This is a genomic window from Pseudoalteromonas sp. BZB3 (assembly GCF_040104455.1).
In the GTDB taxonomy this organism is placed as follows: domain Bacteria; phylum Pseudomonadota; class Gammaproteobacteria; order Enterobacterales; family Alteromonadaceae; genus Pseudoalteromonas.
Genome location: NZ_JBECOS010000013.1, coordinates 37,539 through 51,430, shown reverse-complemented (window position 1 = coordinate 51,430; position 13,892 = coordinate 37,539). Strand labels below are relative to the sequence as shown.

The window sequence follows — 13,892 nt, the reverse complement described above, 5'->3', positions numbered from 1 at the left end:
TACGCTAATCTTTCAAACTACGGTTTTATAATAAATAAGGTTTACTATGGATAAGGTATTTCATTTGGGCCTATGCACCGAACAATTAAAAGGTGCTAATTTAGCAATTGTGCCTGGCGACCCTGAAAGAGCTGAACGTATTGCTAACAAACTCGATAACAGTATTTGCCTTGCAAAAACACGAGAATTTCACGTCTATCTCGCAGAACTAAAACAACAACCTGTCGTGATCTGCTCAACTGGGATCGGTGGCCCCTCTACGTCAATTGCAGTTGAAGAGCTCGCTCAACTGGGTGTTAAAACTTTTCTAAGAATTGGCACAACCGGCGCAATACAACCTCACATCGACGAAGGTGATATCTTAGTAAGCACGGCGTCGGTGAGACTTGATGGCGCTAGTCAGCATTTTGCTCCGCTGTCTTACCCGGCAGTCTCTGACTTCCACTCAACTGCTGCAATGGTTCAGGCCTGTGAAGAAATCGGCGTGACATATCATGCCGGCATAACGGCATCGAGTGATACTTTCTATCCTGGTCAAGAGCGCTACGATACATACTCTGGTTATGTGAATAAAGCGTTCCAAGGTAGCTGTGAAGAGTGGCAGAAACTCAATGTAATGAACTATGAAATGGAGTCTGCAACCTTATTTACTATGTGTGCAGCTTTAGGTTTGAAAGCGGCTTGTATCGCGGGTGTGCTAGTAAATAGAACTCGTCAAGAGATCCCAAATGTGGATCATCAAGAGATTGAACAAAAAGCAATTGCTGTAGTTTTAAAAGCGGCAGAAATCGTGTTAGAGAAATAATTTCTAAGATTTTGAAGAAGCGTATGCAAGTCTAGCTCACATACGCTTTTTTTATTTCATAACTACCGGTAAAACTGTCTAATACTACATCAGCGACACCAGATTGATTTTTATATTGCTCAGTTTCAACTAACGTAATTTCAACCACTTCAACCTTATCAAGACTCAGCCCTGATAGTGCCATTTGACTCAGAGCACTTTGTAATGGTGAGAGACTCGGGTTGTACGCCACATTTTCAGCATAACGACCATAATAATTTCCATGCTGTGCAGTTTTAATTTCTACTGCTGATTTGTTACCTGAATATGGCGCATATGAAGCCTGGTAATGTTTAAGCAATTCAGGTGAAATAGGGAGTTTTGAATCAGGGGTATGTGGCTCTGATATATCAAGAAGGCGTGTTTCATTACCTAGATCTGCCGGACCGAAAGAGTGAGGTAACAACTCTGGTAATGAAGTATTAGTATTTGGTAAAAGTATTTCTATCTGTTCTGATAACTTCACTTCATTGATAAATTGTCTGCAATGGCCACAAGGCGCATCGGTGATGGCGATGTGTGAGATATGTGTTTCACCATTCAACCAAGCTGTATTTATAGCAGATTGTTCAGCATGAACCACTAAACACAATGCGGCGTGATTAAATTCTAGATTTGACCCTATGTATGCACACCCAGAGTCACTACTATAGGCTATCGCACCAACATTAAAATTAGAAATAGGTGCAATTGAAAATCTTGCTGCTATGGGTAGAAGGCTTTGTAAAAGTTGTTTGATTTCTATATCAAACTTTGCCATTAATGAATCAAGCAGTGTTTTGGGAATGACACCGCTGTTAGATTGAATTTTTTGTTGTAATTGTTGTTCTAGTTCTTTTGAAATCGTTAGCATAAAAATGCCACACGTTATGAAAACGGCCGAATAGTCTATCTATTTAATTAGTATTAGACAACCAATTCTTTGCTGTTTTGAAACAATCGAAGTTTTCTACCGTGATACCGAAACGTTTTGCCTTTTGAAGAAATAAGTCGTGCATATAACCATTAAAACTCACAACACGGGCAAGCTTGATATTGTGAAGTGCATGCGCAACTTTGGGCATTAATGAAACAATATCGATTGCAGCAAAATCATGTTCTAACTCAGTAACATCGATTAATAACTTTGAAGACTTATAATTCATCGCGTAAGTGTTCGCTCTTTGATATGTTTTTATTACATCTTCAGCAGAAACAACTCCTCTTAAAGTCATCATCACAAGTGATGTTGATTCGTCATAAGTAATACTGGTAGATAATGTAGACATAAAACCTCAAAAAGCTTCAACCCAAGTAAATGTATGCCCGTTGCTCAATAGCAAATTGGTTCTAATAAATAAAATTAATCTAAAACCAGCATGACATCGGATGAGATTCTATGTATACAATCTAAACAGTCAACAAATTAATACAAAAAAACCACAAACAAACCACAAACAAACCACAAAAATAGCAAAAAGTATTAGTTTTCAACCCATACTTTTGCTATTCAATTAACATTTATTGTTTATTTATAACTTTTGTTAGTGAGCTTTAACCTGAGTTTCGCATACCTGCAGCAACACCTGTCATAGTAACCATGAGTGCCTGATCAATTTGTTCATTTTCATGCTCTCTGGTGCGCTTTAACAGCTCGACCTGAAGTAAATTAAGTGGATCGATATAAGGGTTTCTTAATTGTAGAGATTGTCTTAACCAAGGTTGCTCTAATAATAAGGTATTTCCTGGCGCTAACTCTGTTATCAGTGCTTGAGCTGATTTAAGGTCATGTCTAAGCTGCAAGCCAAGTGATTTAGCATCCGTAGTCATCAATACTTTTTCATAATGCTCAGATAGCCAAGCATCTGTTTTGCAAAACACCATTTCTAGCATTTCTAATCGAGTTCTAAAAAACGGCCATTGATCACGCATTTCATGTAATATCTCAACGCCATATTTATCAATTGCAGCTTGTAAGCCTTGATAAACACCAAGCCAAGCTGGCAACATTAATCGGTTTTGACTCCAAGCAAATATCCATGGAATGGCCCTTAAACTCTCAACTCCACCATTCGGATTACGCTTTGATGGCCTAGAACCAAGCGGTAACTTGGCCAATTCCAACTCAGGGGTGACTTGTCTGAAGTAAGCCACAAAATCTGGATTTTCTCTGACAATTTGTCGGTAATAGTTACATGAGCTTTGGGCAATGAGCTCAACCACTTCAATCCAATGAGATTTAGGTGATGGGACTGGGGTTAAGTTCGCTTCAATAATTGCACTAGTGTAAATCGAAAAGCTTTGCACTGCGACTTTCGGTAATCCATATTTGAAACGGATCATTTCACCCTGCTCTGTCACCCTTAAGCCATTACTCAAACTGCCAGGAGGCTGTGATTGCAAAGCCTGAGCTGCTGGTGCTCCGCCACGACCCACTGTGCCACCACGACCATGAAACAATACCAGCTCAACGCCAAAGTCTTTTGCAGCTTTTAATAGTTTGTCCATAGCTTGGTACTGTGCCCAACCAGCGGCCATCATACCCGCGTCTTTCGCTGAGTCAGAATAGCCAATCATCACGTATTGCTTATGGTTGATATGAGTTCGATACCAGTCACAGGCTAACAATTGGCTTATAACATCAGCACCTCGATTTAAATCATCTAAAGTTTCGAATAACGGCGCAACGGGTAAATTGAAACGACAACCCGTTTCTTTTAAAAGTAATTTAACAGCCAGCACATCAGAAGCATATTGCGCCATTGAAATAATATAAATGCCTAGCCTATCAGAGGTTTGCTGGCTCACTAATTGGCAAGTTTTTAAAACTTCTTCAACTTCATCAGACGCAGATAAATTTTTTGGCAACAGTGGTCTTTTTGACGCTAATTCTTCAATCAAAAACTGCTGCTTCTGTGCTTCACTCCAAGCGTTATAGTCGCCCAGTTCTAAGTGCTCGACAATGGCTGCAATCGCATCAGCGTGTCGAGCAGAGTCCTGACGGATGTCCAAGCTGCAGAGATTAATACCAAAGCACTCTAATCTAAGTAACGTATCGAGTAGCAGTCCATCTGCAATTTGGGACATATTACAGTTATGCAGCGAGTTATAAATGAGCGTAAGCGGTGATTTTACTTGCTCAATATGTGCGATCACTTCTTGCTCTGAGCTTACCTCACCTTTTATTTTATTCTCGAGCGCTTGAATGGTTTCATCTAGTTCGCCTTTCAACTGCTTCAATAAATAACGATAAGGTTCATGTTGCTCTCCTATCAATGATTTCACATGCTCATCTGCTTGATACATAGATAACTCGCTACTGAGCATATCAATGTCACGAGAGATTAAATCAATCGCCATCCAGCGGCCGTGATCTAGCACTGATTGAGTCACTTCAGAGTTCACAAATGGATTGCCGTCTCTATCGCCCCCCATCCATGAAGTAAAGCGGATTGGACTATGAATTTTCTTTAACTGAATGCCTAATTTATCTTGAGTAACTTGGTTGAAGTAACGAATAAACTGAGGAACGGCATGCCATAAACTATTTTCAATAACTGCATAACCCCATTTCGCCTCATCAAGCGGAGTTGGGCGTTTAGCACGTATATCATTGGTATGCCAAGCTTGACTGATCAATTGCTCAATGCGGCTAATAATGACTTTACGTTCGTCTACATCTAGACACTGTAATTCAAGGGCAGATAAACAGTCACTCAGTTGTACGTGTTTGTTAATAATGGTTCTACGAGTCACTTCAGTAGGGTGAGCTGTAAGTACTAAATCGATGTCTAACCCAGCGAGCACAGACTCAACTTGCTCATGGTTTAATTCGTCGTTTGCTAACATATTCGAAAGCTTTTCGACTTGCTCATTTAATGCTTTGTAAATACCTTCGGGTGCACCTGTCACCGAAATTGTATGAAATTGTTCTGCTACATTCGCTAAATTCAAAAAATGGTTAAATGCACGTGCAACAGGTAATAGTTCTCTATCAGTCAGGCTATGTAAAGTGTCTAGCAATCTTATTCGGGCATCGCTATCACCTTTACGAGATGACTTTGCCAAAAGACGAATTTGTTCAATCTTTTCTAGCATTCCCTCACCCAGTGTTTGCTGGATAATACGACCTAGACAGCCACCTAATTGGCTCACATTCGCTCTCAGGTTTTCGTACTGCTCTCCCATAACGACTCCTTTTAATTATTATTTCTCAAAAAAACTGCTTAAAACACCATTTGTTAAAAACACTAATTGTTCAATAATCACTCTCTACTATACAGAGAATTAAAGGTAGATCGAGTGATCTCAATATGAATTTTAAGCGTAATTTTAACTACTTAATTACCAAGCAGCATAAAGCCAATGCAACTACTCTATGACGGCCAGTGCCCTTTGTGTGCTAAAGAAATGATAAAACTCAAGCAGTTTGACCTTGAGAATAAGCTCACTTTGATAAATGTGCATGATATTCATGAACTCGATTTCAAACGACTTTACCCAAACATAACTAAATCAGATACGCTGAAAATATTACATGGTTACTCTGATGATGGCAGGCTATTGCTTGGCTTAGATGCAAACGTACAAGCTTGGCAAACCGTTGGTAAATATCCGTTTTTGAAACTGTTAAGAGTACAACCAATAAAGTGGTTCGCTGACAAATGCTATTTATTTTTTGCCAAGCATAGAATGAAGATTTCACGGTTTCTAGTCAAAGACGGATGTAACAATGGACAATGCCAAAGATAAATCACTGCATCTTGTTATCGGTGCGAGCAGTAAAATTGCTATAGCTTTTATTAATAAACTCACCGAGCGAAATCCTGATGACTTAGTGGTGAGTTTTAGTCAGAACACATTAAATTTTGACTCTGAAAATATTCATCACTACCAAACGAATTATACTGATGAATCAATTTCTGACTCTGTATCGACTTTTCAAACTGCTTACTTATCTGAATTTGTAAAAATTAAAACCATCACATTTTTTAATGGTCAATTACATTCAGACTTGCATGGCCCAGAAAAGAGCATCCGACAATTTGACCCTGCTTACGCACAGTCGCTGTTCAATTCGAATGTTATCACTCCCATGCTTTGGCTCAAGCATCTCGTTAAATTGCTCAAGCGCAATGATAACTGTGTTGTCACTGCGCTATCAGCCCGTGTGGGCAGTATCGAAGATAACGGCTTAGGTGGTTGGTACAGCTATCGAAGCTCAAAATCAGCACTTAATATGATGATGAAAAGTTTTGCTATTGAACTAAAACGTCAAAGCCCTCAAAGTACAGTTTTACTTTTCCACCCGGGTACCACAGATACTCCCCTGTCGAAACCTTTTCAAAAAAATGTACCGGCAGGCAAGTTATTTAAACCCGAGTTTGTTGCCGAGTGCTTATATAACCAAATCGTTGAATCGAATAGTAACGATTTAATTAATTATCTTGACTGGCAAGGCCAGTCTATACAATGGTGAATCATGTTTTTTAATACCCAATCTCTCAATGAATTAGAACAAAGATATCGTGCTCATTTGATAAATAGTTTGTCAGGTTTCAAAAGTGCAAACTTATTAGGCACGGTTGATACAAATGGTCAGGAAAACCTATCTATTGTCAGCTCTGTTTTTCACCTAGGTGCTAACCCAGCCTTATTTGGTATGATCATTCGCCCACATTCAGTACCAAGACATTCTTTTGAAAACCTATTAGAAACGGGTTTCTATACACTAAATCATGTGAACGGAGATATAGTCACACAAGCGCACCAAACGTCAGCTCGTTACGAAAAAGAACAATCAGAATTTACTGAAACAGGTTTAACCGCAGAATATTTGAATGACTTCAAAGCGCCGTTCGTTAAAGAGTCAGATATTAAAATGGGTCTAAAACTTGTTAGTGAGCAAGTAATTGAGCTGAACCAAACTCATTTAGTCATTGGTGAAATGATTGCGCTTCACTGCCCTGACTCGGTCATACAACCAGATGGTTTTATCGACATTGAAGCGGCAAATACCGTCGCGATAACAGGATTGGACAGTTATCACACTACAAGCAAAATCAATCGTTTAAGTTACGCTAAACCTGATTCAAAGCCTAAGCCTTTAGTTACACTTTAGGGTTTGTTTTTTCTTTGGGTTGCTTTAAACTCAAAAAGACCGACCATCAAAGAGAATAACCATGTGGCGTAATAACTTAAAGAAGATTGCACTCGTCGGCTTAATGAGCGTGTGTTTTACTGCAACTGCAGGATTAGAAGAAGGCATTGAAGCTGCAAATGCTGGTGATTTTGAAAGGGCTTTACAGGAATTTCAGTATTTATCTGATATGAATTATGCCCCAGGTATTTATGAGTTAGCTAAATTACATGAAGGCGGTTATGGCGTTATTAAGAACCCACGTAAAGCAGCAGAGTTATTTCAAAAAGCTGTAAAACTGGGTAGTGCTGATGCCATGTTTTCATTGGCAGTCATGCATGAAGAAGGTCGTGGCGTGAAACAAGATAAGCAGCGTGCTATTGAGTTGTTCACTCAGGCTGCAAACAAAAATCTTGCTGCCGCACAATTTAACCTTGGGGTTATGTATACCAATGGTGATGGCGTGTTAAAAGACTACGCCGTCGCGATGGACTGGTACGAAAAGGCCGCTGCGAGCAACTACACTTTAGCAATGTTTAACCTCGCCTTAATGTACTATGAAGGTTTAGGTGTTGAGAAAAACATCGAAAAGTCATTTATCTGGAATACAATGGCTGAATATAATGGCAATCGCCAAGCAATGAAAAGCCGAGAGCTTGATGAACAACAGCTTTCTCCTTCTCAGGTTGAAAAAGCGATTGAAAAAGCCAACAAGCTGTATTGGCGTATCCAAGAAAAAACCTATTTTCCAGGTTCTAAAATTGATTAATAAAAAAGCGCTAACGCGCTTTTTTTTATGTCTACATTATTTCTGCAAGGTTTTTACAAACCAAGTAAGTAGTTTCGACCGTGACAGTAGCAGTTGCATTCTTGGTTTACCTAAACTGCCGGTTTTAAAAACACTTTTAGCATGACTGAAAGTCAAAACGCCTTCTTTACCGTGATACTGTCCCATACCAGACGTACCTACACCACCAAAAGGTAAATCTTCAACGGCTACATGAAGTAGTACATCATTTATCACTAATCCGCCACACTGTAGTTCCCGCTCAGCACGCTTAATGATTGTCTTATCTTCGGTAAATAAATACGACCCGAGTGGATTGGGGTTTTCTTTTATTCCCTTTAAAGCCTCATCAAAACTAGATACGGTTTTTATTGGTAAGAGTGGGCCAAAAATTTCTTCACTCTTTACCCGAGCTTGATTCGAGGCATTATCGATAAGATGTAAGCCTAGTTTTCGAGTTTCATTATTTTCGCTATGCGGTTCGCTCCAAACCTCAGCGCCGTTATGTAGTGCATCTCCAATTAATTCAATCAACCGCTCATACTGTTGCCGATTAATAATTGAGGTTAAATTGTCAGAGTTTGCACCTAATTTAAATTGTTTTTTGTAATGCTTTTTAATCTCAGCAATTAACTCGCCCTTACATTTTTCATGAACAAGCAAATAATCAGGTGCAACGCAGATCTGTCCCGCATTGGCGGTTTTACCAAAAACAATACTTTTAGCCGCGTGTTTGATGTCTGCATCGTCCATCACGATAATCGGAGACTTACCACCTAGCTCTAAGGTAACTGGCACTAAATTATTTGCGGCGGCACGCATAACATGCTTGCCAATCTCAGTGCTTCCTGTAAAAAACAAATGATCAAAGGGGATGGCACTGAAGCTTTTTGCAACAGCTGGGCCCCCTTCCACAACACAGCAATGATCTGAAAAAGGCTCTAATACTCTTTTTATAACTTGATTCGTTGCAGGCGTATATTCACTGAGCTTTAACATGACTCTATTACCCGCTGCCAAGGCTGTGAGAACAGGCATCAGAGCTAGCTGTATCGGGTAATTCCAAGGAGAGATAACACCCACCACACCTTTTGGCACATATTCAACATGGGCTTTTGACGGAGCAAACTGAATACCGACTTTGCGTTTACTGGGCTTAAGCCAAGATTTTAGATGTTTAATGATATGATCTAGCCCGCCAATCACTGGCATAAAATCCGCCATTTGTGTATCAAACGTGCAGCGATTTCCAAAGTCTTTGTTAGAGGCCGCAATAAAGTCTTGCTCGGCTGTAACAAGCTGAGTTCTTATTTTCTTTAATAAAGAAATGCGTGTTTCTACGGATGAATTAGGATGATGCATAAAAGCAACTTTGAGAGATTCAAGTTGCTTTGTCAGTTGGGGATCTATCTCGTATTGCACAACATGGCTCATTTATCGGTATTTGAATAAATACACTATAAATGAGCCTGTTAGTTGTTTCAAATTAGAAAGAAAGGACGCTTCTTGCTACGGTCAGTGTTAGTACAGTAATAAGTACAATCGCGACAATATTCAACACAAAGCCTGCACGGATCATATCGCGCATTTTTATTTCACCTGAGCCAAATACAATAGCATTGGGTGGCGTTGCAACTGGCATCATAAAGGCACAACTCGCTGCAATGGCGGCAGGAATTACCCATACTAATGGCGTGCCCGTAATAGACTCTGCAACAGGACCTAGTAAGGGTAAAAAGCCAGCAGCCGTTGCTGTATTTGATGTGATCTCGGTTAAGAAAGTAATCAAACCTGCCACCAGCAATACACTTACTACCAATGGAATGGTGTCGGCCGAAACCAATAGGTTAGCAATGTACGTTGCCAAACCTGACGATTTAATTTGTGAAGCCAAGGTCAAACCACCACCAAACAGTAATAAAATGCCCCATGGTACTTTTGCCGCACTATCCCAATCTAAGATACGCTCACCGGTTTTCTTATCAGCGGTGATCACAAACAACAATAGCGCAGCTGCAATCGCAATAGAGGTATCTGATATCTTCAGCCCAGTCCAATCGCCCAATAGCGGTCTAAAGACCCAACTTAAGGCTGCGAAAATAAATACGGCTAAAACGCCTTTTTCCGCGCGAGACATAGCACCCAATTTTGCTAATTGGCTTTTAAACAATGATTTGGTATCAACTTCTGCGTCTGAATTATCAACTTTATAACTGACTTTGGTTAACCAAAACCAAGTAATGAATAACATGGTGACAGATAAAGGTAAGCCTACTGCCATCCAAGTCGCAAAACCAATTTCGATTTGATAACTGTCAGCTAAATAGGCTGCCATCAATGCATTTGGAGGCGTGCCTATCAGGGTAGCAATACCACCAATACTCGCACCATAAGCTATCGAAAGCAGTAGCGCTTTACCAAACGCCTCATTGCTGCTGTCACGCTCCTTAACAAGATGAATAACCGATAATGCAATCGGCAACATCATCACCGCAGTGGCCGTGTTCGACATCCACATAGATAAGAATGCCGTCACTAACATCATAGCTAGAATTTGTACGCTTGGCTTAGAGCCCACATAAAGCATGGTTTTTAATGCAATACGCTTATGTAGGCCCCACCTTTCCATAGCAATTGAAATTAAAAAGCCACCTAAGAATAAGAAAATAAGCGGGTGCGCATAAGGTGGTGCGACCGATTTAATGGGCGCGATGCCAGCAAGTGGTGATACCACCAAAGGTAACAAAGATGCCGCAGGAATAGGCACGACTTCGCTTACCCACCAAGATGCCAGCCAAAAGGCTAAACCCGCTGTACGCCAAGCCTCAACACTCATGCCCTCGGGTGGTGACACAAGACAAGTAAGTAACATTGCCAGTGGTCCTAAAAACAACATGGCATATTTTATTGGATGTGCAGATGAATAATCAGACATACTTTAATCCTTAAAACTTATACTTCATGCCGACAGCGATTGATGTGTCATCGTCTGACTCAAGGTCTAGTTGTGTCACTAATGCATATAGATTAGTTTGCTTATCGAGAATATAGTCTGTATCAAATGTCCATTGTGTGGCTTCTTCGGCATGACGTAATTTGCTTGTATCTCTACCTAATTGAATTTTAGGCACCCAACTACCCGCTTTATAACTTGCACTGACTAAATAGCCTGTGCCAGATTTGCTGCCATCTAGGTTTTCACTGTCTTGAACAATTGCGCCAAGTTGGAATGCATCAAACTTATACGCCGCAACTACACGTGTCGCAACCAAATTATTCAGCGCGGCATTGGCATCGCCATAGCAAAACACCTCATAGCCTTCTAATTCTAGTAGTTGCTTTAAGACATCACGAATGCTCTTTTCATCATCAATAACAATGACGCTGGAATGACTCATAATTCACCTCTATCTAACTATAGATGGTGTCTACTTTATTTGGGTAAGACCTATAGATAACGCCAGTAATAATACTGAACTCAGTGCCAAGCGGCTCCATTGATTGGCTGTCACATCATCAATGGCTGAAAGTAAATATAGTGACGCATTAAGTGCATCAAGGGGCTTTTTAGCATACACAAAGTGTTTGGCTAAGCGCCCCTCTTTCGAAATTTGTAACTGTTCTGTTTGCTTGTCAAAGCGCCAAGGCTGCGTGTTGATCTCACGTCCAGAGAAATGCCGTGAAGCATCAAATTCAGCGATGTCAGTTTGGGTTAAAGGTTGCGTTGAGATTAATCGCCGTTTTTCTTGATCGGACATCAATACAATGCCTTGTTTATCCATCAAGATAAAACTATGCTGATGACCTGTATCTAGGCTGTCACGAACCTCTTCAAAATGGCTGGCGTTTACCTTAACAACAATAACGCCTTTAACTTCTCCTTGCTGCTCTATTGCCTGAGAAATATAAATGCCTCGAGCACCTGAGCGAAACCCTACAGCAAAATCTATCGCACTATCCTTTTCAACCGCTTTATAGAAGTATTTTCGAAAAGCAAAGTTACTCCCTATATAACTATGTGATGTTTGCCAGTTACTACTGGCAGCCACCAATCCTTGCTCATTCAACACATACACATCTGATGCGCCATTGGCAATTTGAATATCTGCAAGGTATTCATTAAGAGGTTTTAAATCATGACTTGTTTCGTTATATAGTAGCTGCAACATATGCGAATTTTGTCGCACTAAACTTGGAATTGAAGTAAAACGCGCAGGTTCTGAGGTGAAATATTAATGAAGCTTTTCTAGATTTTCAGAGCTGTTTTGACGAGTCTGTTTGAGATCGTATTGCACGCCAACATGATAGATGGCGCACAACCCGATAATTAAACCCAAAAAATAAACACAAAGTTTGGTCGAAAGTTTTTACTGCAAAAGTCTGCCTGTTTTAGTAACCAAATACCCAAGAACCGAGGGTCATAGTTAACAAGGTTATAAGCAATACTGCAATGATATTCATCATAAAGCCGGCTTTTACCATGTCTTTTATCTTTATCTCGCCGGAACCAAATACAATGGCATTTGGCGGTGTTGCAACTGGCATCATAAATGCGCAACTTGCAGCAATTGCTGCTGGTATCACCCAAATCAGTGGTGTGCCTGCAATTTGCTCTGCAACAGGACCAAGTAACGGCAAGAAGCCTGCGGCTGTGGCGGTATTAGATGTGATCTCAGTTAAAAAACAAATTAATGTCGCGACCACTAATACGCCTAAAATAAGGGGGATAGCAGATGCGCCAGCCAACATATCCGCAATATATTGCGCTAGGCCAGAGCTTTTAATTTGAGCGGCAAGTGCAAGGCCCCCACCGAATAGCAGTAAAATACCCCAAGGTACAGCTTGCGCTGAGTCCCAGTCCATCACCTTGGTTTTATTATCTTTCTTTGCAGGCAAAACAAAAAGCAGTAGCGCCGCAATAATAGCAATACCTGTATCTGTGATATTTACCCCTGTCCAGCTTACTAAATAAGGCCTTAACACCCAGCTCACCGCAGCAAAAACAAACACAAACAGAACGTTCTTCTCGGCGAGTGTCATGCTGCCCAGATCATCTACTTGTTTTTGAAACAGTATGTTTAACTGAGCATTATTACCTACTTGCTTCACGTTAAAAGCAAATCGAGTCAGCCAATACCAACAAATGACAATCATAGTAGATACGAATGGCACAGCGAACATCATCCACTGAGCAAAGCCGATTTTGATTTGATGATTTTCCCACAGATAAGCGGCCATCAGTGCATTTGGCGCAGTCCCAATAATGGTTCCTACACCACCTATACTCGCACTGTAAGCAATTGCCAATAGCAGCGCCTTACCGTAATTATCACAACTATTATTGTTTTCTCGTAAAACATAGATAACTGACAAGGCAATCGGCAACATCATTAGGGTTGTTGCTGTGTTATTGATCCACATTGATAAAAAGCCACTGACCATCATCATGGCCAAGATCTGGAATTTGGGATTACTACCACTTTTCAGCATGGTGATCAGGGCAATTCGTTTGTGTAAATGCCACTTTTCCATCGCAATAGAAATTAAAAAACCGCCTAAAAATAGAAAAATAAGTGGATGAGAATACACACTCGTTACTGATTTTATATCGTTAATACCCGCCAATGGCACAGCAATGATGGGGACTAATGAGGTTACAGGAATAGGCACAACCTCACTCACCCACCACACACCCAACCACAGTGCTAAACCTGCGGTTTTCCAAGCGACCTCAGGCATACCAGATGGCGTATCAATTAAAAAGGTTGATAAGAAAATGGCTGGTCCGAGTAATAAATAAAAATAGTGGAAAAGTGTTTTATTGTTATCTGAAATCATATCCGTACATTACTTTATTATTTTCGTTGTTTTAGGGCGTGTTGACCTTTGGTTTGAACAAAATTCATACGTCAAAGATAAACACGCCCTAGTTTGTGCCCTTTTTGCAACTACATTCAATGCCGTTTGTATTGAAAGTAACCGCTAGAGATAAATTTACTATTTAGCGTGCAGATTACTTAGTAATTAAGGAGTGAGTATGAATGAGAGGGTTTTGAACGACAAGATGCTACTCTAAAAAAGAGGGTTCTGAAAGAGAAAATGCGCTTTCAGTCGTTAATAACTGAAAACGCAGCAAATTTTAA

At 40.3% G+C, this 13,892-nt stretch carries 13 protein-coding genes; 5 read left to right on the top strand and 8 right to left on the bottom strand.

Annotated features, from left to right (window positions below; translation table 11 throughout):
* The first annotated feature begins 46 nt into the window (after positions 1–46).
* On the top strand, positions 47–805 hold the full coding sequence (gene udp, locus ABMY35_RS14950) for a uridine phosphorylase (protein WP_349286947.1): 759 nt from the start codon (positions 47–49) through the stop codon (positions 803–805).
* A 31-nt stretch (positions 806–836) separates the two neighbouring features.
* On the opposite strand, the gene cdd is transcribed toward udp, so the two are convergent.
* From cdd to ppc, 3 genes are all read right to left on the bottom strand, one after another.
* Positions 837–1,697 (bottom strand): cytidine deaminase, encoded by an 861-nt coding sequence (gene cdd, locus ABMY35_RS14945; RefSeq protein ID WP_349286946.1) that lies wholly within the window; start codon positions 1,695–1,697, stop codon positions 837–839.
* Between the two features lie 43 nt (positions 1,698–1,740).
* Complete coding sequence (locus ABMY35_RS14940; RefSeq protein ID WP_349286945.1) at positions 1,741–2,112, bottom strand: hypothetical protein; 372 nt, start codon at positions 2,110–2,112, stop codon at positions 1,741–1,743.
* A gap of 265 nt (positions 2,113–2,377) precedes the next feature.
* Positions 2,378–5,011, bottom strand: a complete 2,634-nt coding sequence (ppc, locus tag ABMY35_RS14935) for a phosphoenolpyruvate carboxylase (RefSeq protein ID WP_349286944.1) — start codon at positions 5,009–5,011, stop codon at positions 2,378–2,380.
* Between the two features lie 177 nt (positions 5,012–5,188).
* Here ppc and ABMY35_RS14930 point away from each other — a divergent pair, with 177 nt between their 5' ends.
* The 4 genes from ABMY35_RS14930 to ABMY35_RS14915 all read left to right on the top strand — a co-directional run bounded on the left by ABMY35_RS14930 (position 5,189) and on the right by ABMY35_RS14915 (position 7,731).
* Positions 5,189–5,575 (top strand): DUF393 domain-containing protein, encoded by a 387-nt coding sequence (locus ABMY35_RS14930; protein WP_349286943.1) that lies wholly within the window; start codon positions 5,189–5,191, stop codon positions 5,573–5,575.
* The gene (locus ABMY35_RS14925; protein WP_349286942.1) at positions 5,556–6,302 is read left to right on the top strand and encodes an SDR family NAD(P)-dependent oxidoreductase; all 747 of its coding nucleotides are present in this window, start codon (positions 5,556–5,558) and stop codon (positions 6,300–6,302) included. The genes ABMY35_RS14930 and ABMY35_RS14925 overlap by 20 nt, the downstream gene beginning before the upstream one ends.
* 3 nt (positions 6,303–6,305) lie before the next feature.
* Entirely contained in the window at positions 6,306–6,944 is a 639-nt protein-coding gene (locus tag ABMY35_RS14920) for a flavin reductase (protein ID WP_349286941.1), read from the top strand.
* A gap of 61 nt (positions 6,945–7,005) precedes the next feature.
* On the top strand, positions 7,006–7,731 hold the full coding sequence (locus tag ABMY35_RS14915; protein ID WP_349286940.1) for a tetratricopeptide repeat protein: 726 nt from the start codon (positions 7,006–7,008) through the stop codon (positions 7,729–7,731).
* 36 nt (positions 7,732–7,767) lie between these two features.
* Here the strand turns inward: ABMY35_RS14915 and ABMY35_RS14910 are convergent, their stop codons facing one another.
* The 5 genes from ABMY35_RS14910 to ABMY35_RS14890 form a co-directional block, all read right to left on the bottom strand.
* The gene (locus ABMY35_RS14910) at positions 7,768–9,171 is read right to left on the bottom strand and encodes a coniferyl aldehyde dehydrogenase (RefSeq protein ID WP_349286939.1); all 1,404 of its coding nucleotides are present in this window, start codon (positions 9,169–9,171) and stop codon (positions 7,768–7,770) included.
* A gap of 64 nt (positions 9,172–9,235) precedes the next feature.
* A complete protein-coding gene (locus ABMY35_RS14905; protein ID WP_349286938.1) occupies positions 9,236–10,684 on the bottom strand; it encodes an SLC13 family permease in 1,449 nt (482 codons plus the stop codon).
* Between the two features lie 10 nt (positions 10,685–10,694).
* Positions 10,695–11,147, bottom strand: coding sequence for a porin (locus tag ABMY35_RS14900; protein WP_349286937.1), 453 nt, complete (start codon positions 11,145–11,147; stop codon positions 10,695–10,697).
* A gap of 30 nt (positions 11,148–11,177) precedes the next feature.
* The gene (locus ABMY35_RS14895; RefSeq protein ID WP_349286936.1) at positions 11,178–11,918 is read right to left on the bottom strand and encodes a hypothetical protein; all 741 of its coding nucleotides are present in this window, start codon (positions 11,916–11,918) and stop codon (positions 11,178–11,180) included.
* A 220-nt stretch (positions 11,919–12,138) separates the two neighbouring features.
* A complete protein-coding gene (locus ABMY35_RS14890; RefSeq protein WP_349286935.1) occupies positions 12,139–13,587 on the bottom strand; it encodes a DASS family sodium-coupled anion symporter in 1,449 nt (482 codons plus the stop codon).
* Positions 13,588–13,892: the final 305 nt, after the last annotated feature.

Coding starts and splice junctions, on each gene's coding strand:
- udp (WP_349286947.1), top strand. CDS start 47: ATGGATAAGGTATTTCATTTGGGCCTATGCACCGAACAATTAAAAGGT.
- cdd (WP_349286946.1), bottom strand. CDS start 1,697: ATGCTAACGATTTCAAAAGAACTAGAACAACAATTACAACAAAAAATT.
- ABMY35_RS14940 (WP_349286945.1), bottom strand. CDS start 2,112: ATGTCTACATTATCTACCAGTATTACTTATGACGAATCAACATCACTT.
- ppc (WP_349286944.1), bottom strand. CDS start 5,011: ATGGGAGAGCAGTACGAAAACCTGAGAGCGAATGTGAGCCAATTAGGT.
- ABMY35_RS14930 (WP_349286943.1), top strand. CDS start 5,189: ATGCAACTACTCTATGACGGCCAGTGCCCTTTGTGTGCTAAAGAAATG.
- ABMY35_RS14925 (WP_349286942.1), top strand. CDS start 5,556: ATGGACAATGCCAAAGATAAATCACTGCATCTTGTTATCGGTGCGAGC.
- ABMY35_RS14920 (WP_349286941.1), top strand. CDS start 6,306: ATGTTTTTTAATACCCAATCTCTCAATGAATTAGAACAAAGATATCGT.
- ABMY35_RS14915 (WP_349286940.1), top strand. CDS start 7,006: ATGTGGCGTAATAACTTAAAGAAGATTGCACTCGTCGGCTTAATGAGC.
- ABMY35_RS14905 (WP_349286938.1), bottom strand. CDS start 10,684: ATGTCTGATTATTCATCTGCACATCCAATAAAATATGCCATGTTGTTT.
- ABMY35_RS14900 (WP_349286937.1), bottom strand. CDS start 11,147: ATGAGTCATTCCAGCGTCATTGTTATTGATGATGAAAAGAGCATTCGT.
- ABMY35_RS14895 (WP_349286936.1), bottom strand. CDS start 11,918: ATGTTGCAGCTACTATATAACGAAACAAGTCATGATTTAAAACCTCTT.
- ABMY35_RS14890 (WP_349286935.1), bottom strand. CDS start 13,587: ATGATTTCAGATAACAATAAAACACTTTTCCACTATTTTTATTTATTA.